The sequence below is a fragment of the Pseudomonas sp. P1_F7 genome, assembly GCF_056405655.1.
The window spans coordinates 541,166-566,885 of the sequence record NZ_JBFUBR010000005.1 but is presented as its reverse complement, the minus strand read 5'-3'; the positions used below and the strand labels follow the sequence as shown (position 1 = coordinate 566,885).

At 60.8% G+C, this 25,720-nt stretch carries 27 protein-coding genes and 1 tRNA gene; 22 read left to right on the top strand and 6 right to left on the bottom strand.

Annotation, left to right across the window (positions count from 1 at the left end; genetic code table 11):
* Window positions 1–71 precede the first annotated feature (71 nt).
* The 7 genes from AC1D1M_RS11000 (at window position 72) to AC1D1M_RS10970 (ending at window position 8,226) form a co-directional block, all read left to right on the top strand.
* The gene (locus tag AC1D1M_RS11000; protein WP_477775649.1) at window positions 72–374 is read left to right on the top strand and encodes a transposase; all 303 of its coding nucleotides are present in this window, start codon (window positions 72–74) and stop codon (window positions 372–374) included.
* Entirely contained in the window at window positions 371–1,018 is a 648-nt protein-coding gene (locus AC1D1M_RS10995; RefSeq protein WP_477775656.1) for an IS3 family transposase, read from the top strand. The genes AC1D1M_RS11000 and AC1D1M_RS10995 overlap by 4 nt, the downstream gene beginning before the upstream one ends.
* 316 nt (window positions 1,019–1,334) lie before the next feature.
* Complete coding sequence (locus AC1D1M_RS10990; RefSeq protein WP_477775648.1) at window positions 1,335–2,243, top strand: LysR family transcriptional regulator; 909 nt, start codon at window positions 1,335–1,337, stop codon at window positions 2,241–2,243.
* A 78-nt stretch (window positions 2,244–2,321) separates the two neighbouring features.
* The gene (locus AC1D1M_RS10985) at window positions 2,322–3,854 is read left to right on the top strand and encodes an MFS transporter (protein WP_477775647.1); all 1,533 of its coding nucleotides are present in this window, start codon (window positions 2,322–2,324) and stop codon (window positions 3,852–3,854) included.
* A 26-nt stretch (window positions 3,855–3,880) separates the two neighbouring features.
* Window positions 3,881–4,951, top strand: a complete 1,071-nt coding sequence (locus AC1D1M_RS10980) for an HlyD family secretion protein (protein ID WP_477775646.1) — start codon at window positions 3,881–3,883, stop codon at window positions 4,949–4,951.
* On the top strand, window positions 4,948–6,525 hold the full coding sequence (locus AC1D1M_RS10975; RefSeq protein WP_477775645.1) for an efflux transporter outer membrane subunit: 1,578 nt from the start codon (window positions 4,948–4,950) through the stop codon (window positions 6,523–6,525). The genes AC1D1M_RS10980 and AC1D1M_RS10975 overlap by 4 nt, the downstream gene beginning before the upstream one ends.
* Before the next feature lie 117 nt (window positions 6,526–6,642).
* Entirely contained in the window at window positions 6,643–8,226 is a 1,584-nt protein-coding gene (locus AC1D1M_RS10970) for a glycosyltransferase family 39 protein (RefSeq protein WP_477775644.1), read from the top strand.
* An 18-nt stretch (window positions 8,227–8,244) separates the two neighbouring features.
* On the opposite strand, the gene AC1D1M_RS10965 is transcribed toward AC1D1M_RS10970, so the two are convergent.
* A complete protein-coding gene (locus AC1D1M_RS10965; protein WP_008049942.1) occupies window positions 8,245–9,003 on the bottom strand; it encodes a slipin family protein in 759 nt (252 codons plus the stop codon).
* Window positions 9,004–9,005: 2 nt separating this feature from the next.
* Window positions 9,006–9,539, bottom strand: coding sequence for an NfeD family protein (locus tag AC1D1M_RS10960; protein WP_477775643.1), 534 nt, complete (start codon window positions 9,537–9,539; stop codon window positions 9,006–9,008).
* 198 nt (window positions 9,540–9,737) lie between these two features.
* Here AC1D1M_RS10960 and AC1D1M_RS10955 point away from each other — a divergent pair, with 198 nt between their 5' ends.
* The gene (locus tag AC1D1M_RS10955) at window positions 9,738–10,199 is read left to right on the top strand and encodes an aminoacyl-tRNA deacylase (protein WP_477775642.1); all 462 of its coding nucleotides are present in this window, start codon (window positions 9,738–9,740) and stop codon (window positions 10,197–10,199) included.
* A gap of 86 nt (window positions 10,200–10,285) precedes the next feature.
* A complete protein-coding gene (locus AC1D1M_RS10950) occupies window positions 10,286–10,531 on the top strand; it encodes a DUF2789 domain-containing protein (RefSeq protein ID WP_046040688.1) in 246 nt (81 codons plus the stop codon).
* Between the two features lie 4 nt (window positions 10,532–10,535).
* Here the strand turns inward: AC1D1M_RS10950 and AC1D1M_RS10945 are convergent, their stop codons facing one another.
* Both AC1D1M_RS10945 and AC1D1M_RS10940 read right to left on the bottom strand, forming a co-directional pair.
* Entirely contained in the window at window positions 10,536–10,817 is a 282-nt protein-coding gene (locus tag AC1D1M_RS10945; RefSeq protein ID WP_095945026.1) for a type II toxin-antitoxin system RelE/ParE family toxin, read from the bottom strand.
* Window positions 10,814–11,092 carry an antitoxin of toxin-antitoxin stability system gene (locus tag AC1D1M_RS10940; RefSeq protein WP_095945025.1) on the bottom strand — a complete coding sequence of 93 codons (279 nt, stop codon included), beginning with the start codon at window positions 11,090–11,092 and terminating at the stop codon, window positions 10,814–10,816. The genes AC1D1M_RS10945 and AC1D1M_RS10940 overlap by 4 nt, the downstream gene beginning before the upstream one ends.
* Before the next feature lie 199 nt (window positions 11,093–11,291).
* On the opposite strand from AC1D1M_RS10940, the gene AC1D1M_RS10935 reads away from it, so the two are divergent.
* From AC1D1M_RS10935 to AC1D1M_RS10905, 7 genes are all read left to right on the top strand, one after another.
* Window positions 11,292–11,720, top strand: coding sequence for a MarR family winged helix-turn-helix transcriptional regulator (locus tag AC1D1M_RS10935; protein ID WP_223463244.1), 429 nt, complete (start codon window positions 11,292–11,294; stop codon window positions 11,718–11,720).
* Window positions 11,717–13,789 (top strand): FUSC family protein, encoded by a 2,073-nt coding sequence (locus AC1D1M_RS10930; protein WP_477775641.1) that lies wholly within the window; start codon window positions 11,717–11,719, stop codon window positions 13,787–13,789. The genes AC1D1M_RS10935 and AC1D1M_RS10930 overlap by 4 nt, the downstream gene beginning before the upstream one ends.
* A complete protein-coding gene (locus tag AC1D1M_RS10925) occupies window positions 13,786–13,995 on the top strand; it encodes a DUF1656 domain-containing protein (protein ID WP_007987399.1) in 210 nt (69 codons plus the stop codon). The genes AC1D1M_RS10930 and AC1D1M_RS10925 overlap by 4 nt, the downstream gene beginning before the upstream one ends.
* Window positions 13,992–14,879, top strand: a complete 888-nt coding sequence (locus AC1D1M_RS10920; RefSeq protein ID WP_477775640.1) for an efflux RND transporter periplasmic adaptor subunit — start codon at window positions 13,992–13,994, stop codon at window positions 14,877–14,879. Before AC1D1M_RS10925 ends, AC1D1M_RS10920 begins: the two co-directional genes overlap by 4 nt.
* Window positions 14,876–16,324 carry an efflux transporter outer membrane subunit gene (locus AC1D1M_RS10915; RefSeq protein WP_477775639.1) on the top strand — a complete coding sequence of 483 codons (1,449 nt, stop codon included), beginning with the start codon at window positions 14,876–14,878 and terminating at the stop codon, window positions 16,322–16,324. Before AC1D1M_RS10920 ends, AC1D1M_RS10915 begins: the two co-directional genes overlap by 4 nt.
* Window positions 16,325–16,417: 93 nt before the next feature.
* Window positions 16,418–17,053, top strand: a complete 636-nt coding sequence (locus tag AC1D1M_RS10910; protein ID WP_477775638.1) for an NADH:ubiquinone oxidoreductase subunit N — start codon at window positions 16,418–16,420, stop codon at window positions 17,051–17,053.
* 289 nt (window positions 17,054–17,342) lie between these two features.
* On the top strand, window positions 17,343–18,848 hold the full coding sequence (locus tag AC1D1M_RS10905) for a YdgA family protein (RefSeq protein WP_477775637.1): 1,506 nt from the start codon (window positions 17,343–17,345) through the stop codon (window positions 18,846–18,848).
* Between the two features lie 72 nt (window positions 18,849–18,920).
* On the opposite strand, the gene AC1D1M_RS10900 is transcribed toward AC1D1M_RS10905, so the two are convergent.
* Window positions 18,921–20,450, bottom strand: a complete 1,530-nt coding sequence (locus tag AC1D1M_RS10900) for an FAD-dependent oxidoreductase (protein WP_477775636.1) — start codon at window positions 20,448–20,450, stop codon at window positions 18,921–18,923.
* A 140-nt stretch (window positions 20,451–20,590) separates the two neighbouring features.
* On the opposite strand from AC1D1M_RS10900, the gene AC1D1M_RS10895 reads away from it, so the two are divergent.
* The 4 genes from AC1D1M_RS10895 (at window position 20,591) to AC1D1M_RS10880 (ending at window position 22,198) form a co-directional block, all read left to right on the top strand.
* Window positions 20,591–21,151 (top strand): YbhB/YbcL family Raf kinase inhibitor-like protein, encoded by a 561-nt coding sequence (locus AC1D1M_RS10895; RefSeq protein ID WP_477775635.1) that lies wholly within the window; start codon window positions 20,591–20,593, stop codon window positions 21,149–21,151.
* A 55-nt stretch (window positions 21,152–21,206) separates the two neighbouring features.
* On the top strand, window positions 21,207–21,476 hold the full coding sequence (locus AC1D1M_RS10890; protein WP_223444253.1) for a hypothetical protein: 270 nt from the start codon (window positions 21,207–21,209) through the stop codon (window positions 21,474–21,476).
* Window positions 21,477–21,593: 117 nt separating this feature from the next.
* Entirely contained in the window at window positions 21,594–21,893 is a 300-nt protein-coding gene (locus AC1D1M_RS10885; RefSeq protein ID WP_477775634.1) for a type II toxin-antitoxin system prevent-host-death family antitoxin, read from the top strand.
* Complete coding sequence (locus AC1D1M_RS10880; protein ID WP_477775633.1) at window positions 21,890–22,198, top strand: type II toxin-antitoxin system RelE/ParE family toxin; 309 nt, start codon at window positions 21,890–21,892, stop codon at window positions 22,196–22,198. Before AC1D1M_RS10885 ends, AC1D1M_RS10880 begins: the two co-directional genes overlap by 4 nt.
* Before the next feature lie 71 nt (window positions 22,199–22,269).
* Here the strand turns inward: AC1D1M_RS10880 and AC1D1M_RS10875 are convergent.
* Window positions 22,270–22,346: transfer RNA gene (locus tag AC1D1M_RS10875), tRNA-Arg, on the bottom strand.
* 349 nt (window positions 22,347–22,695) lie between these two features.
* Here AC1D1M_RS10875 and gabD point away from each other — a divergent pair.
* Entirely contained in the window at window positions 22,696–24,138 is a 1,443-nt protein-coding gene (gene gabD, locus AC1D1M_RS10870; protein ID WP_414876931.1) for an NADP-dependent succinate-semialdehyde dehydrogenase, read from the top strand.
* Between the two features lie 184 nt (window positions 24,139–24,322).
* On the top strand, window positions 24,323–25,600 hold the full coding sequence (gabT, locus tag AC1D1M_RS10865) for a 4-aminobutyrate--2-oxoglutarate transaminase (RefSeq protein WP_007994487.1): 1,278 nt from the start codon (window positions 24,323–24,325) through the stop codon (window positions 25,598–25,600).
* The last annotated feature ends 120 nt before the right edge of the window (window positions 25,601–25,720 follow it).

The window sequence follows — 25,720 nt, the reverse complement described above, 5'->3', positions numbered from 1 at the left end:
TGAACTGGCCTAATGATTTTGGACACTTCAATCGGGCGCTATGATGGCGCCCAAATCTGAGGTGTTGGGTTATGCGTAAATCTTATTCGAGTGAGTTCAAACTCAAGGCTGCCAGCATGGTACTGGACGAGGGGCAGTCGGTGCCTGAGGTCTGTGCCAGTCTGGATATCGGCCCAACGGCTTTGCGCCGTTGGGTTGATCAGGTTCGTCACGAACGCTTGGGCTCAACCCCAGTGGGGGCCAAGGCGATTACCGCTGATCAACGAGAGATCCAGAGGCTCAAAGCCCTGCTCAGGGAGAAAGACCTGGACATCGAAATCCTAAAAAAGGCCAGTGCTCTCCTGCTTTTGGACGCCAAAGATCATTCGCGCTGATCGATGAGCTGGACGAGCAGTACGGCGTTAACAAATGTTGTCGGGCGTTCGGAGTCAACCGCAGCAGCTTCTACGCCTGGCGCCAGCGCCAAGGCAGGGCGAATCCTGAGCGGGAGAAGCTCAAAGCCGTGCTGGTCAAGCATCACAAAGCGTCGAGAGAGTCGGCGGGGGCACGCACCTTGGCCAAGGAACTGCAAGCCAGGGGGCATCGTGTCGGGCGGTACATGGCTCGCAGTTTGATGCGTGAAGCTGGCATCGCCAGTTGTCAGCGCAGGCGCCATAAGTACAAGTCGCCGGGCGTGGAGGCCTTGGTGGCACCGCACGTGCTCAAGCGCAAGTTTGATGTGACGGCGGTTAATCAGGTGTGGTGTGGCGACGTGACCTACATCAAGGTCGGCAAGCGGTGGCTGTATTTCGCTGCGGTCCTGGATTTATACGCTCGTAGGGTCGTGGGCTGGTCGTTCTCGATGATCTCCGATGCCAACCTGGCCTGCGAAGCGCTACGCATGGCGATTGAGCTACGCGGCCGCCCCCAAGATGTGCTGTTTCATTCTGACCAAGGTTGTCAGTACACCAGTCATAAATTCCGAAACGAGCTGCTGAAACATGGGCTCCGACAAAGCATGAGCCGTAAAGGGGAGTGACATGAGGCCCGAGCAGATGTGCAGCGCTATGTCTCGCGCTACAACATCAGCAGGCCTCACAGCTACAACGACTACCGGTCGCCAGTCGCGAAGGAGAGACTGGCGGCGTAAACCTTAACGGGTGTCCAAGATTACTTGACCAGTTCAGGCTCGCTCCTACATGGGGCCTTTGTCGTACGCAAATTTTGCAATCTCCTCAGATCCCTTGTAGGAGCGAGCCTGCTCGCGAAGAGGTCGGTGCTAGCAACACATGATTCGGAAGTTTGTTTGCTAGCATTGCACTTGAATCAGTCCTGATCAGACACGAGTGCTCACAATGCAACTCCCGGACATGAACCTGTTGGTCGCCCTCGATGCCTTGCTCGACGAGGGCAGTGTGGTGGGCGCGGCGCGGCGGATGAACCTGAGCCCGGCGGCGATGAGCCGGACGTTGACGCGCATCCGCGAAGCCATTGGCGATCCGATCCTGGTGCGCGCCGGCCGGGGTCTGGTGCCGACACCTAAGGCGCTGGAATTGCGCGAGCAGGTGCGCAGTGTGGTGGAGCAGGCCGGGTTGCTGTTTCGTTCCGCCGATGCGGTGGAGCTGAGTTCGCTGCGGCGGCGCTTCAGTATTCGGGCCAACGACTTCTTTGTCGGCGTCTACGGCGGCAAGCTGTTCGACACTCTTGACCGGCAGGCGCCGCACTGCGAATTGCGTTTCGTCCCGGAAGGCGATGGCGATGATGAGGCGTTGCGCGAAGGGCGGATCGATCTGAGCGTCAGCAACACCCGGCCGTTAACCCCGGAAGTGAAGGTTCAGAACCTGTTTTCCACCCACTTCGTTGGCCTGGTGCGCGAGGATCATCCGCTGTTGGACGATGAGATCACAGCGGAGCGTTACGCGGGGTTCTCGCATATCAGCATGTCCCGGCGCGGCATTGCCCGGGGGCCGATCGATACCGCGCTCAATGCTCTGGGGCTGGAGCGACGGGTGGCGGTGATCGCGCCAAGCTTTCATGCGGCGATGTTTGCCTTGCCCGATTCCGACCTGATTCTGCCGGTGCCCAAGGAAGCCTTGCTGAGTGTGCGACGGCTCGGTCTGAAGCTGCGCTCGTTCGACCTGCCGGGGAGCGAGCTTGCTCGCGATAGCGGCAGGTCAGCCAATAAAGATGTTGAGGCTGCCGGCCTCATCGCGAGCAAGCTCGCTCCCACAGGGTTTGTATTGTTGCGTCAGACGCACTTATAACCTGCCAATAAGTTGATTTTCGTCAGGCATCACGCTTCCTAGAATGCTTCGGTCTTTCCACTCCGGAGCGCGCTGTACATGACTTTCCTCACGGCCCCGGCACCCGTCGCCGCGACCGGCCCGACAGCTTCACCACAGGTTTTCGGCCCGCGGATCATCATCGGTCTGGTGGGTGTGCTGCTGGCGGTACTGGTGTCTGGCCTGAACGAGATGGTGACCAAGGTCGCGCTCGCCGACATCCGCGGTGCGTTGGCCATCGGCTACGACGAAGGCACCTGGCTGGTCGCCTGTTACACCGCGACTTCCGTGGCCGCCATGGCCTTCGCGCCGTGGTGTGCGGTGACGTTCTCGTTGCGGCGTTTCACCCTGTGCGCCATCAGCCTGTTCACCCTGTTGGGCGTGTTGTGCCCCTTCGCTCCGAATTACGAAAGCCTGTTGTTGCTGCGCACCTTGCAAGGCCTGGCGGGCGGCGCATTGCCGCCCATGCTGATGACTGTTGCCCTGCGGTTTCTGCCGGCCAACGTGAAGTTGTATGGCCTGGCCGGGTATGCGCTGACGGCGACATTCGGCCCGGGCCTGGGCACGCCATTGGCGGGGCTGTGGACCGAGTATGTCGGCTGGCAATGGACCTTCTGGCAAATCATCGCGCCGTGCCTGATTGCCATGGCGGCGGTGGCGTATGGCCTGCCCCAGGACCCGCTGCGTCTGGAGCGCTTCAAGTCCTTCAACTGGCGCGGTGTGCTGCTGGGTTTTCCAGCCATCTGCATGCTGGTGATCGGCATCCTGCAGGGCAATCGCCTGGACTGGTTCGAGTCCAGCCTGATCTGCGGATTGCTCGGTGGCGGGCTGTTGCTGCTGGTGCTGTTCTTGACCGGCGAGTGGTCGCAGCCGATGCCGTTTTTCAAGATGCAGATGCTCGGCATCCGTAACCTGTCTTTCGCCCTGCTGACCCTGGCGGGCGTGCTGGTGGTGTTGCAGGCGGTGATCATTATCCCGTCCAGCTACCTGGCGCAGGTCCAGGGATATCGCCCGGTGCAGACCGCGCCGATCATGCTGCTGGCGGCGCTGCCGCAATTGATTGCACTGCCGTTGGTGGCGGCGCTGTGCAACTTTCGCTGGGTTGATTGCCGCTGGGTATTGGGCATCGGCCTGAGCATGCTGGCGCTGTCGTGCGTCGGCGGCTCGCAACTGACGTCCGCGTGGATTCGCGACGATTTCTATGTGCTGCAATGGCTGCAGATTTTCGGTCAGCCCATGGCGGTACTGCCGCTGCTGATGCTGTCCACCGGCAGCATCAACCCGATGGAAGGGCCGTTTGCATCGGCCTGGTTCAACACCGTCAAAGGCTTGTCGGCGGTCATCGCCACCGGGGTGATCGAGGCGTTGACCACGTCTCGCCTGCATTTTCACTCGACCATGCTGGTCGACCGCCTCGGCAATTCGCCGCTGGCCGAACACGACAGCGCAAGCCTCGCTCATCGTCTGCATGAGCAAGCGGTGGTGCTCACTTCCTCTGATCTTTACCTGTGCATGGCCGGTATCGCCGTGACCTTGATCTTGTTGATTTTCTGGCTGCCGACGCGGATCTATCCGCCGCGCGCACCGACCTGAATGCTCCACTGATACAGAAGGTTTTTATGAACACTCAAGCAAAGCGGAAAGTCGTGGTTGCCGTGGCCGTCGCATTGGCCGTCGGCGTGTTGCTGTACCTGGCGATGCCCGGCCTGTTCGGCAAGCGTACCCAGCAGAACACCAACGATGCTTATGTCTCGGCGGATTTCACCCTGGTCGTGCCGCGCGTTGCCGGGTTTATCAAGCAAGTGCTGGTCGAGGACAACCAGCAGGTCAAGGCCGGGCAGTTGCTGGCGCTGATCGATGACCGGGATCTACGTGCAGCCGCCCAAGCCGCCGACGCCGAAACGCTGGTGGCCAGGGCGCAATTGCAAAACGCCCGAGCGACCCTGGAGCGCCAGGCGTCGGTGATTGCCCAGGCGCAATCCTCAGTGGTTTCGGCCAAGGCGGAAATGGCGTTTGCCGAGCATGAGTTGAACCGCTACAACCACCTCGCCGGCGTGGGTGCCGGCACGGTGCAAAATGCGCAACAGGCGCAAACGCGCATCGACCAGGCCTCGGCACGATTGGCCAATGCCACGGCGGTACTGGCGGCGGAGCGCAAGCAGGTGGAGATCCTCACGGCCCAGCGCGATGCAGCCGAAGGGGGGCTGAAACGGGCGCAAGCGAAGCTGGAAATGGCCAGCTACGAGTTGTCCTATACGAGGATCGTCGCGCCTCAGGACGGCATGGTCGGCGAACGCGCGGTGCGGGTTGGTGCCTACGTCACCCCGGGCAGCAAAATCCTCGCGGTGGTGCCGCTGGCGCAGGCGTACGTGATGGCCAATTTCCAGGAAACCCAATTGACGGATGTGCAGCCGGGGCAGGCGGTACAGGTGCGCGTTGACAGTCTGGGCGGTGCGGCACTCAACGGTCGTGTCGAAAGCATTGCCCCGGCTACCGGGGTGACGTTCGCCGCGGTCAAACCGGACAACGCCACCGGCAACTTCACCAAGGTGGTGCAGCGGATACCGGTGAAGATCGTGCTGGAGCCGGGGCAGTCGCTGGCCGAGCGCTTGCGGGTGGGGATGTCGGTGGAGGCGAGTATCGATACCGGCAGCAATGCGGCGCCTGTGCGTGAGGTGACTCAGCGATGAAGGACTGTGTTGACAGTGCAGACGCCATCGCGAGCAAGCTCGCTCCCACAAGGGTTATGCGCGATGTACAAGATTTTCGCATCACAGAAAGTCCATTGTGGGAGCGAGCTTGCTCGCGATGGGGCCAACTGTCGCAACTTACCTTGAGTGCCTTGCTCGCTATTAGCCTCAGCGCCTGCACCGTCGGCCCCGATTTCCAAAAGCCCGAAGCCACCGAAATCACCGAATGGGCAAAGCCGGCCAAATCCGCCGCCAGCCAAGCCATCGCCGAAACCATGAACGAGCGCTGGTGGGAAGTGTTCCACGACCCGAAACTCTCGGCCTTGAGCCAGCGCGCCCTGACTGACAACCTCGACCTGAAGCTGGCCAGCAGCCGCTTGCAGCAAAGTCGTGCGGTGCGTCAGGTCATCACCGCCGAGCGCTATCCCAACACGGCCGCCAGCGGCCGTTATGGACGCAACCGTAACAGTGGTGAAGGCCTGAGCGACCCGTCAGGACACAACGGCCAGTCGGCCTTCAACCTTTGGGATGCCGGCTTTTCCGCCTCCTGGGAGCTGGATGTCTGGGGGCGCGTGCGTCGGGAAACCGAAGCGGCCGACGCCAACCTGGAAGTCGCCGAGAACGACCGGCGGGGTGTGCTGCTGTCGGTGCTGGCCGAAACCGCCCAGGACTACATTCAGCTGCGCGGGGTGCAGAACACCCGGCTCGTCACCGAACAGAATCTAGATGTTGCCCGCCATAGCCTGAAGCTCTCGCAGTTGCGCCTGGCCGACGGCGTCGCGACGGATCTGGATGTTGCCGAAGCCGCCGCACAGGTGGCGGCCATCGAATCACGCCTGCCCGCACTGGAGCAGCGCCAGTGGCAACTGATCAACGTCTTGAGCCTGTTGATGGGCGAGCCGCCCCAGGCATTGGCGGCGGAGTTATCCACAGACGCACCGGTGCCACAAACGCCGCGACAGGTCGCCATTGGCTTGCCCTCGCAACTGGCTGAACGTCGGCCGGACATTCGCCAGGCCGGAGCACGTCTGCATGCCGCCACGGCCAGCATTGGCGTGGCCAAGGGCGATTTCTATCCGCGCATCACCCTGTCGGGGAACATCGGTTCCCAGGCCATGCAGCTGAGCGATTTCGGCTCCTGGGGTTCGCGTTCGTTCGGTATCGGCCCGCAATTCAGCTTGCCGTTGTTCGACGGTGGCCGCTTGCGCGGCGTGCTCGAGTTGCGTGAAGCACAACAACAGGAAGCCGCTATCGCCTATCAGCAGACCGTGCTGCGCGCCTGGCATGAAATCGATGACCAACTGACCGCCTACAACGCCAGCCAATTGCGCCGCGACAGCCTGGCCGAAGCCGTGCTTCAGAACCGTATTGCGCTGGACACCGCGCAACAGCAGTACGTCGAGGGCGTGGTGGATTTCGTCACCGTACTCACCGTGCAAGGGGCGTTGCTGGCGACGCAGGAGCAGTGGGTCGAGAGTTCGACCGGCGTGTCGCTGGCGGCCGTCGGGTTGTACAAGGCGTTGGGTGGGGGTTGGGAGTCGGTGTATCCAGTGGCGCAGACGACGCAGCGCTGACGGTGCAGCCACCGGCTATCGCTCCATTACCGGGTCGGCATCGACGTTGCTCGGCTTGAAGGTCTAAAGTGATGCGCAAACAATCTGGCTCTTTACTCAACGTCACAAGGGGAGGCAATGGAGGCGCGCAGAGAAACGCCGATGGGCGACACTCAGGGACCGCACGCCAATCCTGGTTTCGCCAGGGGCGCGCAGCCGTTGATCCGCTGGGCGCGAGAGCATTGGCTGGTGCCGATTCTGGTATTGGCCGCGCTGGTGCGCTTTTACGATCTGACCGCTGCCGCGATTTGGGGCGACGAGGGTTCCAGCCTGCTGCTGGCCCGTTATTCATTACCTGACATCTGGTTGCACGCCGCCTACGACGTGCACCCGCCGCTGTACTTCATGTTGCTGCACGGCTGGATCGCGATGTTTGGCGACGGCATATTGTCGATCCGCTGCCTCAGTGCCCTGCCGGGGATTGCCTCGGTCGGGCTCGGTGTGTGGCTGGTCGATCGGCTCGCCACCCGCCGTGCCGCGATCTTCGCCGGCGTCCTGCTGGCCCTGCTGCCCACGGCGGTGCGCTACAGCCAGGAAGTGCGAATGTATTCGCTGCTGGGGCTGTGGTTGCTGGGGGCAACCATTGCGCTGGTGTACTGGATCCGCAAGCCGCAGCGCCGGCGCTATCTGGTGATCTATGTCGTGCTGATGAGCGCGGCGTTTTACACCCATTACTTCACGGCCCTGTGCGTGCTCTGCCATTGGTTGTACCTGGGGATCATCCGCGTGCAGCCGGGGCATCGTCTGCGGCACATCCAGCGGGGTGACTGGTGGCTGGCCAATGTGGCTATCGTGGCGCTGTATCTGCCGTGGCTGCCGGGATTCGTCGACCTGTTACGGCACCTGGACCAACTGAAGGCCAATGGCGATGTTGGCTGGGAACTGCCCGTCAGCCTGGATTCCTTACCGTCGATGGTCTGGTCATTGCTGACCCAGGACGACGGAGAAACCCTGCCTCCCCTGGTGTTTATTGCCTTGCCGGTGACCTTGCCGGTGTTGGCGTGGGTGGCACTGGCACGTGATCGCAGTGTGTTCCGTGGCAGCGCGTTGCTCGCGGTCTACACCTTTGTCCCGATGCTGCTGGTGTTTGCGGTGTCGTTTTTTTCGCCGATATTCATCGAGCGCTACCTCACCGCGTATGCCCTTGGCCTGCCGCTGTTGGCGGCATTGGCAATCGACCGCTTGTACTCCGGTTCCCGGGTGCTGGCCCTGACGGTGCTGGTCCTGTTTGTCGGTGTTGAACTGGTGGGCCTGAAAAACAACGCGACGGTGGACGTCCATGATCAGGTCAACGTCCTGGTGGAAGACGTCAACGTGCATTTTCAGCCGGGGGACCGGATCGTTACCAGTGACATGCTCTGGTACTTGAGTTACGTCTACTACAATCGCACCAATACCCAGCCCCTGCTGTACACCCCGCCACGGGCCGATAGCACTTCGAGCCGGCCGAACGACTATGGTTTCGGTACCTTGACGACGCCAGACGTGTATCTGGACCACTTGAGCGATTTGCCCAAAGGCACGGGGCGAATCTGGCTGATCGGCACCGCCGACGTACCTGACGAGTTCGCACCGTTGCCGGTGCAATGGCATATCGCTCGTCAGATGAAGGCTGGTGGTGTTGCCGCGAGGTTGTACCTGTCCGGCAATACCGGACAATGAGTGGCGTCATCGCAACCTTCAGGGTTTCGACGACAAGTCCGCCATGCCCTTGAGCAACTCGATCGGCAGTGGAAAGACGATGGTCGAGCTCTTGTCGCCGGCAATCGAACTCAGGGTCTGCATGTAGCGCAACTGCATGGCCCCCGGTTGGCGGCCAAGCATTTCGGCGGCCTGCATGAGTTTTTCCGAGGCCTGCAATTCGCCTTCGGCGTGGATCACCTTGGCTCGCCGTTCCCGTTCGGCTTCGGCCTGCTTGGCGATGGCGCGGATCATCGATTCGTTGAGGTCCACATGTTTGATCTCGACGTTGGCAACCTTGATGCCCCAGGCGTCGGTCTGAGCGTCGAGTACTTGCTGGATGTCCAGATTCAAGCGTTCGCGTTCGGCCAGCAGTTCGTCCAGTTCGTGTTTACCCAGCACCGCCCGCAGGGTGGTTTGCGCCAATTGGCTGGTGGCGGCCAGGAAATCCTCGACCTGGATGATTGCCTTCTGCGGATCGAGTACGCGGAAATACAGCACCGCGTTGACCTTGACCGACACGTTGTCGCGGGTGATCACGTCTTGCGGCGGCACGTCCAGCACCACGGTCCGCAAATCGACCCTGACCATTTGCTGGACCACCGGAATCAGCAGGATCAGGCCAGGGCCCTTGACCTGCCAGAAGCGCCCGAGCTGAAACACCACCCCGCGCTCGTATTCGCGCAGGATGCGGAACGTCGACCCCGCCAGTGCGATGATCAACAATAGCAGCGCGACAAGACCCAATTGCAAACCCATGACTATTCTCCGCCCGGCGCCGCGTCAGCCGCGGCCACTTGCAGCAGCAAGCCCTTGCGCCCCACCACCCGCACCTGTTGCCCGGGTTGCAGCGGCGTCGCGCTGAGCACTTGCCATCGTTCTCCTTGCAGATGAATCCAGCCGCCATAGGCGTTGCCGGCCTGCAATGACGTCACCGCCGTCACGCTGCCGAGCAGCCCGGCATCACCACTGACGGTGTGGCGCGGTCGGGTCTTCAGGGCGTGAAATACCAAGTAGATCAGCAACAGCGCGCTGACCAGTCCCAGGCCGATCATTAGCGGCTCGGGCACATCGGTATTGGTCAGGATCACCGCGCCGATCACGAACATCACGATGCCGCCCAGGCCGATCACACCGTAATTGGGCAGTGCCGCCTCAGCGATCAGAAACGCGAGGCCGAAGGTGATCAGCCAGATCCCGATGGGGTTGGGCACCAGCAACACAACCGTGTCGGTGGCGAAGGCCGATCCGCTCAACGCCAACAGCAACGCAACTGCACAGCAACGCGTGTTCACTTGACCCTCCGGGAGAGTCTTGGGGTGGCTCTGTAGACAGTTTAGTTGACCGGAGGGTTGTATGAATTTTGCTCAACTGTAGACGACGTCCGATGGGCGGATTTCCCGCCGGAACGCGCCAGCGGGCCTAGACTTTCAGTACCGAAAGAGTTGTTAACCAGCGTCCGCCAGCGGTTGTTGCGGACACCGAGGTGCATCATGCGTATGGCAAGAACCGTGCAGCGAAGCCTGGAAAAGGCTCAATGCGAATATGACATCGTCAGCCACCCACACTCGGCCAGCAGCCTAGAAACGGCGCGGGTCGCAGGTATTCCTGCCGAACGGGTGGCCAAATCGGTGATCCTCGACGATCACCATGGGCATTACCTGATGGCCGTGCTGCCAGCCAGCCGTCACCTTGACCTGAGCAAAGTCCGCAGCAGCGGTGAGTGGCAGGTGTCCCGCGAAAGCAACCTGGCGCACCTGTTCGATGATTGCGAACGCGGTGCCGTACCGGCGCTGGGTGAGTCCTATGGGTTGGAGGTGATCATCGATCCGCTACTGACCCGGCAGAAAGACATCTATCTGGAGGCCGGCAACCACGTCAACCTGGTGCGCATGGACGTGCCCGAGTTTCTGAAAATGGTGCCGCATGCCGAGGTGCGGGAGTTGAGTCATTGAGTTTTGCTTCGTCAATGCTGACGTCATCGCGGGCTTGCCCGCGATGACCGCGTAGCGGTCCCTTAATCGGTTCACAGGAGCCAGACATGGAAAACCCAACCCACAACCTTCCTTCGCTGTTCAAACAACTCGGCCTGCCGGACGACGCCGAAAGCATCGATAAATTCATCGCTACCCATTCACCGCTCAAGCCGGAACTGCACCTTGCGGATGCATTTTTCTGGAGCCCGAGTCAGGCGGAGCTTCTGCGTGAGGAGATACTCGATGACGCGGATTGGGCGGAGGTGGTGGATCAACTGGATGTGATGTTGAGGAAGGGGCGGGGGGTGTGAATCGTCATCGTCCGGGCGGCCACTGTCGGGATGTATGGACTAGGGCGAGTATCCAGATGGCGTCTAGTCCCTGTTCATAAACAATGCGGTAACTCTGATGTGGAATCAGCTCGCGAGTGCCTGAAATGATCCCGGCAGGGCCGCTTTCCGGGTATTGGGCAAGCCGGGATAGCGCATCGCTGAACCGGTTGTCCATGTCGATGGCTGCTTTCGGGTTAACGGCATGCAGGTAATCCCAAATGTCTGCACGGTCCTGTGCTGCTTCTTTCGTCCATATTATTTTCATTCTTGTAGCTCGGCCCGCCTGCGCCTGGCAGCGAACTCTGCCTCGATTTCATCATTTGTCAGCCCGTCGCCGGCGCGCATCGAAGCGCGTGCGGTGTCGACCTTGCGCTGCAGGAATGCTTCGTACTCGCGAGACTCCCGTTGGGTTTGAACAAACTGACGCATCATTTCCCGGACGATCTGCGAGGCGGGGCGATGAGCGGCTTCTGCCTCTGCCATGAACTGTTCACGCAATTCAGACTCAAGTTTCATTGTAAAAACGGCTTGTTTCGACATGGCTGCCTTCTCAATTGTAATGCTGACGAAGTATATACATCTTCAGTATGGTGGCTGGTTCACCCCATGTGGCTTCGCGACGGATGGAAGCCAATTTGTTTCAAAACTTGACGGAAAATCCCCTCCAATGCAATATTGATAGTTAGCAAACTAACAGTGTGTATTTTCCCTCGTGCCGAATAACCTCGACGTTCTCCAGATGAACATCAGCAGTGCCATGGTGGTGGCCGCCAGGCATTGGCGAAAAATCTGCCAGACCACGCTGGTCAACTATGGAATCTCCGAAGCCTGCGCCGTTCCGCTGTTGATGATCGGGCGTCTGGGTGAGGGCGTGCGCCAGGTGACAGTGGCGCAGGCGGCGGGCATGGAAAGTCCTTCGCTGGTGCGCCTGCTCGATCAGTTGTGCCATGCCGGTTACGTCTGCCGGACCGAAGACGCACAGGATCGCCGCGCCAAATGCTTGAGCCTGACCGAAACCGGTCGTGAGCTGGTACAGGCGGTCGAAGTGGAGCTGGTGCGCTTGCGCCACGAAGTACTTGAAGGCATTGACCAGGGTGATCTGGAGGCAACGCTGCGGGTACTGAGAGCATTTGAAGCGGCCACGCCGCCATCGGTGGCCAACTCTTGAACGGATTTTTCGCTGGCATGCCCCCGGCGCGGGACTGGTTCTATGGAGTCCGCACCTTCGCCGCATCGATGATCGCGCTGTACATCGCCTTGCTCATGCAAATGCCCCGTCCGTACTGGGCGATGGCCACGGTGTACATCGTTTCCAGCCCGTTTCTCGGCCCTACCAGTTCCAAGGCGCTGTACCGGGCAATCGGCACCTTTATCGGCGCAGCTGCCGCCGTTCTGTTCGTGCCGATGTTCGTGCAGAGCCCCTACGTGCTCGTGGTGGTGATTGCGCTGTGGACCGGCACGCTGCTGTTCCTGTCCCTGCATTTGCGCACTGCGAACAACTACGCCTTGATGCTCGCCGGTTACACCTTGCCGTTGATCGCCCTGCCGGTGGTGAACAACCCGCTGGGGGTGTGGGACGTGGCCGAAGCGCGGACCGAAGAAATCTTTCTCGGCATCGCGGTGGCGGCGGTGGTCGGTGCGATGTTCTGGCCCCGGCGCCTGGCGCCGGTGTTCAATGATTCGGTGAGCAAATGGTTTACCGATGCATCGACCTACAGCCTGCGCTTCCTCAGCCGCAACGTGCAGCCTGAAGAAGTCAGCGTGTTGCGTGCATCGATGGTCGCCACGTTCAACTCCCTGGAGTTGATGATCGGTCAGTTGCCCCACGAAGGCTCGCGTCCGCAGACAGTGCGCAACACTAAGGAGTTGCGCGGACGGATGATTCACCTGCTGCCAGTGATCGATGCCCTCGACGACGCGCTTTACGCCCTGGAACGGCGCACCCCCGAGCTTGTGGACAAGTTCGCGCCCTTGCTGGCCGCCACCACCGAATGGCTCGGGCACAAGGATGCCGACCTCGACCGCTGGCAAGCCCTGAAGGATCAACTTGAGGCCCTGCAACCTGCTCCCGAAGCGCTGGACGATCGCAAGCAACTGCTGTTCTCCAACGCCATTTACCGCCTCGGCGAGTGGATCGATTTGTGGCAGGACTGCCGCAGCCTGCAATACGCCATCCAGTGCGAAAGCCAGGACAACTGGCGCGCGGTGTATCGGCACTGGCGCCTGGGACGGCTATCCCCGTTCCTGGATCGTGGCCTGATGTTTTATTCCGCGGCGTCCACCGTCACCGCGATTATCGTCGCTTCGGTGTTGTGGATTCTGCTCGGCTGGACCGATGGCGGCAGCGCAGTGATCCTGGCGGCGGTGGCGTGCAGCTTCTTTGCCTCGATGGACGACCCGGCGCCGCAGATTTACCGGTTCTTTTTCTGGACAGCGATGTCGGTGGTGTTCGCCAGCCTTTATCTGTTTCTGGTGCTGCCCAACCTGCATGACTTTCCGATGCTGGTGCTGGCGTTTGCGGTGCCGTTCATTTGCGTCGGCACCCTGACGGTCAAGCCGCAGTTTTACCTGGGCATGCTGCTGACCCTGGTCAACACCTCGTCCTTTATCAGTATTCAGGGCGCTTACGACGCGGACTTCCTCAGTTTTGCCAACTCCAACCTGGCCGGCCCCATGGGGTTGCTGTTCGCGTTCATCTGGACCCTGATTGCCCGGCCGTTCGGTGCCGAACTGGCAGCCAAGCGCCTGACCCGATTCAGCTGGCGTGACATTGTCGGCCTCTCCGAGCCGGCCACGTTGTCCGAGCATCGACTTCTGGGCATACGGATGCTCGATCGGCTGATGCAGCATCTGCCGCGCCTGGCCATGACCGGCCAGGACTCCGGCGTGGCGCTGCGGGAAGTGCGAGTGGCGCTGAATCTGTTGGACTTGCTCGCTTATACGCCGCGGGTCCTTGGTGTGCCGCAGGTGCTGCTGCGCCAGGTGGTGGCCGAGGTTGGCGAGTACTTCAAGGCCTGTCTCAAGGCCGGTGAGCGCTTGCAGGCACCGAGCCCGTTGCTGATGACCCTCGACCGCACGCGTCGTGCCCTCAGCGGTGCCGGCGACGATGAAACCCGTCGGCATCTGCTGCACGCGCTGAGCGGCCTGCGCCTGGCACTGTTGCCCGGCGTCGAATTCGTCGGTGCCGCCGAGCCCGAAGAACCGCTTCCCCATGGCATTGATGGAGCGCCTTTATGATCGGTGACCTGGATCTGAGCGGGGTGTTCCTGCCCACGCTGCTGGTGCTGATGGGCATTACGTATGTGTTGTACCTGTTGGTGCACGGGGTGCTGACGCGCCTGCACTTTTACCGTCTGGTCTGGCACCGGGCATTGTTCAACGTGGCCCTCTACGCCCTGCTGCTTGGCGCCGTGGACTCACTCAGTCGATACCTGATGACATGAAAAAACCGTTTCTAACCCTGGGTCGCGTGGTGTTGACCCTGCTGATCGTGAGCTTCGCCATTGTCGTGGTCTGGCGCATGGTGATGTATTACATGTTCGCGCCCTGGACCCGTGACGGGCACATCCGTGCCGACATCGTGCAAATCGCCCCGGACGTCTCCGGGCTGATCCAGCAAGTGGAGGTGCGCGACAACCAGCTGGTCAAGCGCGGCCAGGTGCTGTTCAGCATCGATCAGGACCGTTTCAAACTGGCGCTGCGCCAAGCCAAGGCGGCCGTCGCCGACCGCGAAGAAACCCTGGCCCAGGCCCAGCGCGAGGCCAAGCGGAACAAGGGACTGGGCAACCTGGTACCGGGTGAGCAACTGGAAGAAAGCCAGTCGAAAGTGGCCCGCGCCCAGGTGGCGTTGATGGAAGCCCAGGTGGCGGTGGACAGCGCGCAGCTCAACCTCGACCGCTCGGTGATCCGCAGCCCGGTGGACGGCTACGTCAACGACCGCGCGCCACGGACCCAGGAATTCGTCAGCGCCGGGCGTCCGGTGTTGTCGGTGGTCGACAGCAACTCGTTCCACATCGATGGCTATTTCGAAGAAACCAAACTGAACGGCATTCATATCGGCCAAAGCGTCGACATCCGGGTGATCGGCGACAATGCGCGCCTGCGTGGGCATGTGGAGAGCATCGTGGCCGGTATCGAAGACCGCGACCGCACCAGCGGCAACAACCTGCTGCCCAACGTCAACCCGGCCTTCAGCTGGGTGCGTCTGGCCCAGCGGATTCCAGTGCGGATCGCCTTCGATGATGTGCCGGAGGATTTCCGCATGATCGCCGGGCGCACCGCTACGGTATCGATCATCGACGATCAGAAACGGGAGCCGGCGCAATGAGCAAGGCCTCGGGTTTGGCGGTCGCCGGATTAGGTTTGCTGCTGTCGGCGTGTCAGATGGTCGGGCCGGATTATCATTTGCCCGAGGAGGCGGCTGTCCATCGTCCAGACTTCCAGGGCGATCTGGCGGTAGACGGTAAAACGGTGGTGTCTGCGCCGGTGCCGGCCGATTGGTGGCGGCTGTACAAGGATCCGCGACTCGACCAATTGGTGCAGCAGGCCATGGCCTCCAACACCGATTTGCGCGTGGCGGCGGCCAGCCTGTCGCGGTCTCGCGCTCAGGTCGATGAAGCCGAGGCAGCGGGCGGCTGGAGCGGCGGCGTGCAGATGGGCGCCCAGCGCTTGCAGGAGTCCGGCCAGGCGTTCCTGCTGCCGGAAAAAGTGCCAGTGGCCAACATCGGCGATATCGGCATCAGTGCGTCGTACCAGTTCGACCTGTTCGGTACCTTGCAACGCGGTATCGAAGCAGCCAAGGCCAATGCCGATGCAACGCAGGCCGCTGCCGATACTGCACGCATCACCGTAGTGGCCGACGTGGTTCGGGCCTACACCCAGGTGTGCGCGGCCAATGAAGAGCGGGAAATCGCCCAGCATTCCCTCGACCTGCAAGCCCAGAGCACCACGTTGATCCAGCGTCTGCGCGATGCCGGGCGTGGCGACGAAACCCAGGTCACCCGTTCGCAAACCCAGTTCAAATCCCTGCGCGCCGACATGCCGCGTTATGAAGCGGCACGTCAGGCTGGGCTGTATCGCTTGTCGATGTTGCTGGCCAAGCCGGTGGACCAATTGCCGGCCGGCACCGCCACCTGCGACGAGTTGCCGAAAATCGCGCAATTGATCCCGGTGGGCGATGGCGCCGCGTTGCTCAAGCGTCGTCCCGATGTACGGCAGGCCGAGCGTCGACTGGCGGCCGCGACGGCCGGGATCGGCGTCGCCACGGGGGAGCTGTACCCGAACATCAGCATCGGCGCGACCATTGGCACCGTCGGTATCCTCGACGATCTCGGCGACCCGTCCACTAACCGCTGGGGCTTCGGTCCGTCGCTGACCTGGAATGTGCCGACCAACGGCGCCCGGGCGCGCATCCGCGAGGCCGAAGCGGTGACCCAGGCGACCCTGGCGCATTTCGATGGGGTGGTGCTCAACGCCATTCGCGAGACCCAGACCGGTCTTGCCCAGTACACCGCGTTGCTACAACGTCGCGACGCCCTGGCAGACGCCGAGCAATCGGCAAAACTGGCAGCCGACCAGACGCACCGTTTCTTCCAGGCTGGCCGCGAATCGTTCCTGGCCGACCTGCAAGCGACTCGCACTTACACGGATGTCACGGCGCAATTGGCCGCTGCCAACACTCAGGTTGCCGCCAGCCAGATCGATTTGTTCCTCGCGTTGGGCGGCGGTTGGGAAAGCGGACGAACGCAAGCGTCGAACTCCGGCAAACCCTGAGGCCGTTGCTATGCTTTGAAGTGTTGGAAGGGCGCCTCGTGCAAAGCGCCCTTTCTTCGCACAAGGCTCGCGCAGGTCAGGGGGGAACCATTAATGAAAAACCCTTATGCTCTCGGCTTCTGGTGCGCCATCGTGGCATTAGTGCTGCTGTCGGCCACCTATTTCTACGGCATCATGCTGGCCCACCAGATCGACAAGGCTCTGGTGTTCCTCGACAGTGCCGTCGCGCTGATTGCCGTGATGTCCGTTGCGGTGGTGGCCTGGGCCTCGGTCCAGAATCAACGCATCAAGAAAAGACAACTCGAACAAGGCAAGACCCTGGTCCTGATCTGGGACACCAAGGTGGCATTGCGTCGTGTCGAAACAGTGTTCGACCGTTATTTCTGGGGCAGTTACTGGCAACCGGGGCGCACGTTTCAGGAAGTCATGGGCGAATTGACCGGCACGCCACTGGAAAAAAGCCTCGAGACCCTTAAAAAACAGTGCCTGGCGCTGGACCGGCAGGTGGCTGACGACGGTCGGCACTGGCTCAGCAATGCCCGGGAACTGGCCGATGTCGCCACGGCCATGGCCCGCGAACGTTATCAACTGGACGTCTGCGACCCGCGCGCGGAAGTGACGGGCGGGGCGGTGATCAACCGCGACTTCGAAGTGCTGGTGTACACCTGGACTGCGCGGCTCAAAAGCTTTGATCATCAGCTGGATGAGATTGAGGTTCAGTACTCCTGAAATCTTGATATTGGCTGTACCGACGCCATCGCGGGCAAGCCCGCTCCTACAGGTATGGCGTGAACCCTGTGGGATCGAGCTTGCTCGCGATAGCGATTGAATGCACAGCGAAAATTTCGAACCCAGCGAACGCCCCCCCCCCAAGACACTCTTTCACCTTTAATCATTGAGCCGTTCGTCGCGCCCGGTGCTAATCTCCATTCCACTTTCAGCACAGTCGAGCCGCAACCCGTCATGGGTTCAGGGAAGACGACCTCACTTTCAACAACGGACATTGAGCGGGTCATACATGAATAAATCAGCAGGCGTGCTACTGGGAATTGTTGTCGCAATCGGTGCCATCAGCGCAGGCGGAGCCTGGTTCACCGGCACCAGGCTCGAAGGTGTGTTGAACACCTCGATTGCCAATGCCAACAAGGAACTGCAAGCGGCCATGGTCGGTTCCAACGGCACCGCGTCGCTGGAACTGGTGTCGCTGGAACGTCATGTATTCAGCAGCACCGCGCACTATCGCCTCAAGGGCGAAGGTGAAATGTTCGGCGAAACGGCGGTCGAGTTGCTGTTTGTCGATCACATCGAACACGGCCCGTTGCCGTTCTCGCGGCTGATGTCGCTGAAGTGGCTGCCGGTCTTGGCGACCAGTCACTACGAACTGGAAAAGACCTCGTTCACCGAGAAGTGGTTTACCGCCGCCAAGGACAAGGCCCCGCTGACCGGCGTGGTCAACATCGGCTATGACAACGCCACCAACGGCACCCTCGAGTTGCAGCCGCTGGAAATGGCCCTGGATGACAAGTCGAGCATGAAGTTCTCCGGCTTGAGCATCGACGTCGCCGCCAGCGCCCAGGCGCAGAAGGTCAAGGCCAACGGCTACATGGACAGCCTGAAGGTGACCACCGTTTCCGAAGACCAGGCGCCGGTGCAGGTTGAATTGAATGGCCTGACCCTGGCCAGCAACCTGACAAAAAGCACCTACGGTTTCTACACCGGTGAGAACGTTCTTGAACTGGCCAGCGGCAAATCGACTTTTGGTGTCAAGCAGTCGGTGCTGGACTTCAAGAAATTCGAGATGAAAAACCTGACTGAAGAAAAGGGCAGCAACGCCTCCGGGCGTGCCGATTACAAAGTCGGCGAAGTGTCCCTGAACGGCAAGACCATCGGTTCCGGTGCGCTGGCCATGAGCCTGAAGAACCTCGACATTCCGGCCACCCTGTCGTTGATGCAGGTTTACCAGAGCAAACTGCAGCCGTATGAAAGGGCGGCGGCCGAAGCAACGGCGGCCGGTCTGCCGGCGCCGGAGCTGAAACTGACCGAAGCCGAAGAAGCACTGCTCAAATCCAGCCTGGAAAAACTGCTGGCGGCCGGTCCGCAGGTGGCTCTGGAAAACCTGTCGTTCAACACCGCCAACGGTGAGAGCCGCGCCAATATGGTGCTCGACCTGACCAAGCCACAGGCCATCGATCTGCCGACCGATCAGTTGGTCAGACAGCTGATCGCGCTGCTGGACTTCAAGCTGCAAGTGTCCAAGCCCATGCTGGTCGATGTGCTTACCGTGCAATCGCAAATCGCCGGTCAGACCGACGCCAAGCTGATTGCCGACCAGGCCACTGCCACCGCAGACATGTTCAGCAGCATGGCGGTTGGCAGCCAGCTGGCAAAACTGGACGGCAATAACATCGTCACCAACTTGCATTACGCCAACAATCAGGTGGACTTCAACGGCCAGAAAATGACCGTCGAAGAGTTTGCCGGTTTTGTCATGAGCAAGTTCGAGGGTGCTGGCGCCACCGAGTAACGGCGGCTGTTAACTGTGTAACGCCCGGCCTCTGCATCGCGCAGGCGCCGGGCGTTTTGCTGTCCGGCATCCCTAGGGAACATCACGGATCAGGCGCCATGCTTCTTCCCATGGCAACGCTTGTTTCATCCGCTCGGCGAGCATCGCCATGGCCCGGTCCATCTCGCAGGCTACCGCTGCCGACACCACACCGTTTTTTCCGAACAGGCCTATGAAAGGCGGGTCGTAAGGGTCGCCCTTGAACTCGACTTCGTCCCAGGCCTCGGCGTGCCCGAGGTATTCGTAGGTTTTACCGAAATGCCAGGTCCAGAAAAACGGCACATCGAGGTAATGCTCGTCACCGCCCAGCATATTGGCTGCGGCAATCCGTGCCTGCTGTTGGGCCAGTCGCCAGTGTTCGATGCGCAAGTGCTGGTCGTTCAGCGCGAATGTGGCGATATCGCCAGCCGCCCAGAGGCCGTCGGCCACGCGCATTCCGCCGTCGACACGCAGCGAGTGATCCTGCTCTTTTGGCAGCCCGGTGAAGGCAGCAGTGGCTGGCGTGACGCCAATGCCGACCAGCACCAGATCGGCCGCCAAGCGTTGGCCGTTGTCCAGGCGCACGGCTTCGACCTTTTCCGTCCCTTCGATCTGTACTGCATTGCCCCGGGTATGAAACACGACGCCATTGGCTTCATGTCGCGCGCGAATGGCCTTGCCGACCGTGTCACCGAACTGCTTGGCAAACGGCACTTCGTGGCGGGCCAGCACGGTCACGTGCAGGCCAAGCTGGCGCAGGGACGAGGCGGACTCCATGGCAATGAAACTGTCGCCGATGATCACAACTCGCTGGCCGGCGCTGGCGCTGTCCAGAATCTGCTGCGCATGGACTTTGGAGCGTAAAACGAACACCTGCGGCAGGTCGGCGCCGGGCAGCGTCAGCGGGTTGGGTACGCCGCCGGTGGCCAGCAGCGCGGCGTCGTATATCAGTGATTGGCCATCAGTCAGCCGCAGCGTCCTGTTCGGCGCATCCAGGCTTGCCACTTCGCCTCGCAGGCGCTCGATCCGCTGCTCGCGGTAAAAGTCCTCGTCACGCAGCGGCGGGACTTCGTGCAGCGGCATCTCCCCGGCGATTACGTATTTGCTCAGCGCGGTGCGGTCGTATCCGGCGTCGGCTTCGCGGTCGATCAACAGTAACCGGCCGCCGAAACCTTTCTCGCGCAAACACGCTGCTGCCGCCGTGCCTGCCGCGCCAGCGCCGACAATGATGAAGGTTCGCGGATCGTCGGCCGGTGGCGTATGGGCGTCCGACAACGGCTGGTCGCCGACCCAGATGTCGCCGTCACGGACTTCAAGGGGATAGCGTTTGAGGCTGTCCAGGGCCGGCGGCTCACACAGCCCGCCATCCTCGATCCGGAACTGCGCCTTGTGCCACGGACAGGTCAGGCGCCCGTTACATACCGCTCCGTCAGCCAGCGGGGCTCCGGCATGCGGGCATTCGGCCTGATAAGCGCGCAGTTGCTCACCAGCCCGCAACAGCAGAACCTTGCTGCCCTGGACCTGCACTTCCAGACCCCGGTCTTCGGGCACATTGGCGACACGCGCAACACGATGCAGAGTCATGATTGCTCTCCAGACAGACGTTTCACTTATGAGTCTGGTGCCTATCGCGAGGTTCAGCCAATTCCCCCCTGCCAAGGCGCGAACGGTCCGGCTATAGTTTGCACGCCGACGACGGCCCAACACGCACAAGGTGCTCCGGTATGACCCGATTGACCTCAATGAACACTTGGCTCGCGGCCTTGGCAGTCGCCCTTTGCGTGCAGTTCCCGGCGCAGGCCCAGGAACGCTTCACCCTGAACATTCCTGGTGTCTCCGATGACCGTCTGTTCACGTCGGCCGCTGCCAGTGATTCCGCCGGCTGCGGTGGACACAACATTTCCCCGGCATTGAACTGGAACGCCGGCCCGGCAGCCACCCAAAGCTACGCCATCGTCATGCACGACCCTGACGGCCAGAAGGGCCAGGGCGTCGATCAGTGGGTGCATTACGGCATCAAGGCCGGCACCCACCAGATTCCGGCCGGCGCCGGGAGCAAACCCGGCCTTGAGGGCATCGGCGGTACCAACAGCAAGGCAACCACCGGATACATCGGCCCTTGCCCGCCCGTTGGCGACAGCGCGCACCACTACATCATCCAGATCTACGCCCTGGACCTGACCCCGGACGCCTTGCCCGCCGGCCTGACCCGTACGCAGCTGCTGGAAAAAATCAAAGGCCACGTCCTGAGAAACAGCAGCGTGGTGCGGCGCTATCACCGCTAAGGCTGATCGCCCCAGCGGATTTGCAGAACACTGAAGTGCACGGCATTCCGGGGATTTGGCATCCACCCCCGAAAGCGCGCACTATCAGGCTATAGCCGATGCGTTGGAGGATGCCGTGGCAAAAAAAATCGACCGCATCGCCCAAATGCTCAACTGCCCGCAAAAGGGTGAAGAACTGCGGCGAGCGATTACCGAGAGTCGCAAGGATTTTCTGCTGAATCAGCCGGAAGAAGACGTTGTCGAAGACGACGACCTTGAAGAGGAATTCTTCGAGGACGACGAGGACGATGATGAGTACGACGAGTTCGACTGGACGACAGAATGAAAAAACCGCTTCGGCGGTTTTTTTGTGGGCCAGGACAGCACCGGTCGGAGATTCGTTGACCCCCATGCAGGGAATGGAACACTATAAGGTACTTTTTTTCGTACCTTTGGAGCCGTCATGGAGCAGCTACTTGCAAGCCGTTCGGTCAGTATCACCGAGCTCAAGCGCAGCCCGAGCACTGTAATCGAGCAAGCGGGTTCCGAGCCTGTTGCCGTGCTCAACCACAATCGCCCAGCCGCCTATCTTTTACCGCACACGGCCTATCAACAGCTGCTGGATCGGCTACAGGCTGCCGAACTTCGTGAAGCCATTGCGGCCAGCCGCAACGATCCGCGTCCGGCCATTGCTGCCGATACCGTGTTTGCCGAGCTTGATGCGCTGATTGATGAGGTAGCAGCCGAGCAAAGCCGTCCATGAGGCAATTGCTTTTCTCTGCATTGGCACGGGACGATCTGCTGCAAGTCGCTCGTTTTATCGCCCGAGACAACCCTGAACGGGCCCGGACGTTTGTGGGTGAGCTACGCAGGCAGTGCACACGGTTGATCGAACAACCGAACTTGGGTGTTTCAAGAGACGATTGTGCCAAGGGATTGCAAATGCTTGCCCATGGCCGATATCTGATTTTCTACTGTTTGATGGACGACGAGATCAAGGTCGAACGCGTACTGCACAGTGCGAGAGACATCAGCCGGCTGTTTGAAAAAAACAGCATTGATCATTAGGCACCAAGCCTTCAAACACCCACAAAAAAGCCCCAGACCCATAAGGCCTGAGGCTTTCTCGTTACAGCGTATGGTGCACCAGGCGGGATTCGAACCCACGACCCCTGCCTTCGGAGGGCAGTACTCTATCCAGCTGAGCTACTGGTGCAGCGGGCGCCATGATACTCATATGCGCTGCGGGCGTCCATGCTGCTGAATCGCCTGCGTTTTTTTTAAAGCTGTAATGCGCGTTTGCTACGTTGATCAGAAAAAATAGGCAAAAGCGTCGTTTTCGTTCTTTTTTTCGAACAGCCTATTGTCCTTTACCCCCTTTGATCCTAGGATTCGTTTGAGATTTCAAACGCTCTTGTCTGGGTGCTGAACCGCACGAGTTCAATCAGTGCGCTATTTATGTGCTTCAGCCCGGTGAATGATTTCCCTGACGGCAGCCTACTGAGGCGCCTTTCTACAATCATAATTTGCTCCGCGCGTGCGCGGTGCTGTTAAGGAAAGCCGACATGCAGCTTAAAGACACCCAGTTGTTCCGCCAGCAAGCCTTCATCGATGGCGCGTGGGTTGATGCGGACAATGGTCAGACGATCAAGGTCAACAACCCGGCAACGGGCGAAATTCTGGGCACCGTGCCGAAAATGGGCGCTGCCGAAACCCGCCGTGCGATCGAAGCTGCTGACAAAGCGCTGCCGGCCTGGCGTGCACTGACCGCCAAAGAACGTGCAAACAAGCTGCGTCGCTGGTTCGAGCTGATCATCGAGAACCAGGACGACCTGGCTCGCCTGATGACTCTGGAGCAAGGCAAGCCATTGGCCGAAGCCAAGGGCGAAATCGTTTATGCCGCTTCCTTCATCGAGTGGTTCGCCGAAGAAGCCAAGCGCATCTACGGTGACGTGATTCCGGGCCACCAGCCAGACAAGCGCCTGATCGTGATCAAGCAGCCAATCGGCGTGACCGCTGCCATCACCCCGTGGAACTTCCCGGCTGCAATGATCACCCGTAAAGCCGGCCCGGCCCTGGCCGCCGGTTGCACCATGGTGCTCAAGCCTGCTTCGCAAACTCCGTTCTCCGCCTTCGCCCTGGCTGAACTGGCCCAGCGTGCCGGTATCCCGGCTGGCGTGTTCAGCGTGGTTTCCGGCAGCGCCGGCGACATCGGCAGCGAACTGACCAGCAACCCGATCGTGCGCAAGCTGTCTTTCACCGGTTCGACCGAAATCGGACGTCAACTGATGTCGGAATGCGCCAAGGACATCAAGAAAGTGTCCCTGGAACTGGGCGGCAACGCGCCGTTCATCGTGTTCGACGACGCGGACCTGGATAAGGCCGTCGAAGGCGCGATCATTTCCAAGTATCGCAACAACGGTCAGACCTGCGTCTGCGCCAACCGCCTGTACATTCAGGATTCGGTCTACGACGCGTTCGCCGAGAAGCTCAAGGCCGCTGTGGCCAAGCTCAAGATCGGTAACGGTCTGGAAGTCGGCACCACCACTGGCCCGCTGATCGACGAAAAAGCCGTGGCCAAGGTGCAAGAGCACATTGCCGACGCCGTTGCCAAAGGCGCGACCGTGCTGTCCGGCGGTAAGTCGATGGAAGGCAACTTCTTCGAGCCGACCATCCTGACCAACGTGCCGAACAACGCTGCCGTGGCCAAGGAAGAAACTTTCGGCCCACTGGCTCCGCTGTTCCGCTTCAAAGACGAAGCCGACGTGATCGCGATGTCCAACGACACCGAGTTTGGTCTGGCCTCGTACTTCTATGCTCGCGACCTGGGCCGTGTGTTCCGTGTGGCTGAAGCCCTGGAATACGGCATGGTCGGCGTCAACACCGGGTTGATCTCCAACGAAGTCGCGCCGTTCGGCGGCATCAAGGCCTCGGGCCTGGGCCGTGAAGGCTCCAAGTACGGCATCGAAGATTACCTGGAAATCAAATACCTCTGCCTGGGCATCTAAGCCCGGCACGGCATTGCTTCAAGCGCAAAGGGCACGAGAGCGCTGTCCCTTTGCGCCGCTTCAAACCGGAATTTTCTCGGTGACCGGGAACGCCGTGGCAGTCGATCATCGCATGCTGCCGCCGTTGCTCCCCGTCGCTTTATCCTTGAACCACGCCGCCCGATGAGCGGTGAATGAGGAATGTATGAGCAAGACTAACGCTTCTTTGATGGCCCGCCGTACCGCTGCTGTTCCACGTGGTGTTGGCCAGATTCACCCGATCTTCGCCGATTCCGCGAAGAACGCGACCGTAACCGACGTTGAAGGTCGTGAATTCATCGACTTCGCCGGCGGTATCGCCGTACTGAACACCGGCCACGTGCACCCGAAAGTCATCGCCGCCGTGACCGAGCAGCTGAACAAGCTCACCCACACCTGCTTCCAGGTACTGGCCTACGAGCCGTACGTGGAAGTGTGCGAAAAAATCAACGCCAAGGTCCCAGGTGATTTCGACAAGAAAACCCTGCTGGTGACCACCGGCTCCGAAGCTGTGGAAAACTCGATCAAGATCGCCCGTGCCGCCACTGGCCGTGCCGGTGTGATCGCGTTCACCGGCGCTTACCACGGTCGCACCATGATGACCCTGGGCCTGACCGGTAAAGTCGTGCCTTACTCGGCCGGCATGGGCCTGATGCCAGGCGGCATCTTCCGCGCGCTGTACCCGAACGAACTGCACGGCGTGAGCATCGACGACTCGATCGCTTCCATCGAACGCATCTTCAAGAACGACGCCGAGCCGAAAGACATCGCCGCGATCATCATCGAGCCGGTTCAGGGCGAAGGCGGTTTCTACGTCGCGCCTAAAGAGTTCATGAAGCGTCTGCGTGCCCTGTGCGACCAGCACGGCATCCTGCTGATCGCTGACGAAGTACAGACTGGCGCTGGCCGTACCGGTACTTTCTTCGCCATGGAACAGATGGGCGTTGCTGCCGACCTGACCACCTTCGCCAAATCCATCGCTGGCGGCTTCCCGCTGGCCGGTGTGTGCGGCAAGGCCGAATACATGGACGCCATCGCTCCAGGCGGCCTGGGCGGCACCTACGCCGGTAGCCCGATCGCTTGCGCCGCGGCCCTGGCCGTGATGGAAGTGTTCGAAGAAGAGCACCTGCTGGATCGTTGCAAGGCTGTTGGCGAGCGTCTGGTAACCGGCCTGAAGGCCATCCAGGCCAAGTACCCGGTGATCGGTGAAGTCCGTGCCCTGGGCGCGATGATCGCGGTCGAGCTGTTCGAAAACGGCGACAGCCACAAGCCGAACGCTGCAGCCGTGGCGTCCGTTGTGGCCAAGGCTCGCGACAAGGGCCTGATCCTGCTGTCCTGCGGCACTTACGGCAACGTTCTGCGCGTCCTGGTACCGCTGACCTCGCCGGACGAGCAACTGGACAAAGGCCTGGCGATCATCGAAGAGTGCTTCTCCGAGCTGTGATCCCCAGTGTGACCTGATCCACAAAAAACCCGCTTCGGCGGGTTTTTTCATGCCTCTTGAAACGTATCCCGCGCATTAGCGCTGTATCGAATGGCCAGCATTGGCTAAGGTTCCTGCATT

Coding starts and splice junctions, on each gene's coding strand:
- gabD (WP_414876931.1), top strand. CDS start 22,696: ATGCAGCTTAAAGACACCCAGTTGTTCCGCCAGCAAGCCTTCATCGAT.
- AC1D1M_RS10965 (WP_008049942.1), bottom strand. CDS start 9,003: ATGGGTTTGCAATTGGGTCTTGTCGCGCTGCTATTGTTGATCATCGCA.
- AC1D1M_RS11000 (WP_477775649.1), top strand. CDS start 72: ATGCGTAAATCTTATTCGAGTGAGTTCAAACTCAAGGCTGCCAGCATG.
- AC1D1M_RS10905 (WP_477775637.1), top strand. CDS start 17,343: ATGAATAAATCAGCAGGCGTGCTACTGGGAATTGTTGTCGCAATCGGT.
- AC1D1M_RS10885 (WP_477775634.1), top strand. CDS start 21,594: ATGGAGCAGCTACTTGCAAGCCGTTCGGTCAGTATCACCGAGCTCAAG.
- gabT (WP_007994487.1), top strand. CDS start 24,323: ATGAGCAAGACTAACGCTTCTTTGATGGCCCGCCGTACCGCTGCTGTT.
- AC1D1M_RS10935 (WP_223463244.1), top strand. CDS start 11,292: ATGAACATCAGCAGTGCCATGGTGGTGGCCGCCAGGCATTGGCGAAAA.
- AC1D1M_RS10915 (WP_477775639.1), top strand. CDS start 14,876: ATGAGCAAGGCCTCGGGTTTGGCGGTCGCCGGATTAGGTTTGCTGCTG.
- AC1D1M_RS10970 (WP_477775644.1), top strand. CDS start 6,643: ATGGAGGCGCGCAGAGAAACGCCGATGGGCGACACTCAGGGACCGCAC.
- AC1D1M_RS10920 (WP_477775640.1), top strand. CDS start 13,992: ATGAAAAAACCGTTTCTAACCCTGGGTCGCGTGGTGTTGACCCTGCTG.
- AC1D1M_RS10940 (WP_095945025.1), bottom strand. CDS start 11,092: ATGTCGAAACAAGCCGTTTTTACAATGAAACTTGAGTCTGAATTGCGT.
- AC1D1M_RS10975 (WP_477775645.1), top strand. CDS start 4,948: ATGAAGGACTGTGTTGACAGTGCAGACGCCATCGCGAGCAAGCTCGCT.
- AC1D1M_RS10895 (WP_477775635.1), top strand. CDS start 20,591: ATGACCCGATTGACCTCAATGAACACTTGGCTCGCGGCCTTGGCAGTC.
- AC1D1M_RS10985 (WP_477775647.1), top strand. CDS start 2,322: ATGACTTTCCTCACGGCCCCGGCACCCGTCGCCGCGACCGGCCCGACA.
- AC1D1M_RS10900 (WP_477775636.1), bottom strand. CDS start 20,450: ATGACTCTGCATCGTGTTGCGCGTGTCGCCAATGTGCCCGAAGACCGG.
- AC1D1M_RS10980 (WP_477775646.1), top strand. CDS start 3,881: ATGAACACTCAAGCAAAGCGGAAAGTCGTGGTTGCCGTGGCCGTCGCA.
- AC1D1M_RS10945 (WP_095945026.1), bottom strand. CDS start 10,817: ATGAAAATAATATGGACGAAAGAAGCAGCACAGGACCGTGCAGACATT.
- AC1D1M_RS10955 (WP_477775642.1), top strand. CDS start 9,738: ATGCGTATGGCAAGAACCGTGCAGCGAAGCCTGGAAAAGGCTCAATGC.
- AC1D1M_RS10990 (WP_477775648.1), top strand. CDS start 1,335: ATGCAACTCCCGGACATGAACCTGTTGGTCGCCCTCGATGCCTTGCTC.
- AC1D1M_RS10950 (WP_046040688.1), top strand. CDS start 10,286: ATGGAAAACCCAACCCACAACCTTCCTTCGCTGTTCAAACAACTCGGC.
- AC1D1M_RS10880 (WP_477775633.1), top strand. CDS start 21,890: ATGAGGCAATTGCTTTTCTCTGCATTGGCACGGGACGATCTGCTGCAA.
- AC1D1M_RS10910 (WP_477775638.1), top strand. CDS start 16,418: ATGAAAAACCCTTATGCTCTCGGCTTCTGGTGCGCCATCGTGGCATTA.
- AC1D1M_RS10925 (WP_007987399.1), top strand. CDS start 13,786: ATGATCGGTGACCTGGATCTGAGCGGGGTGTTCCTGCCCACGCTGCTG.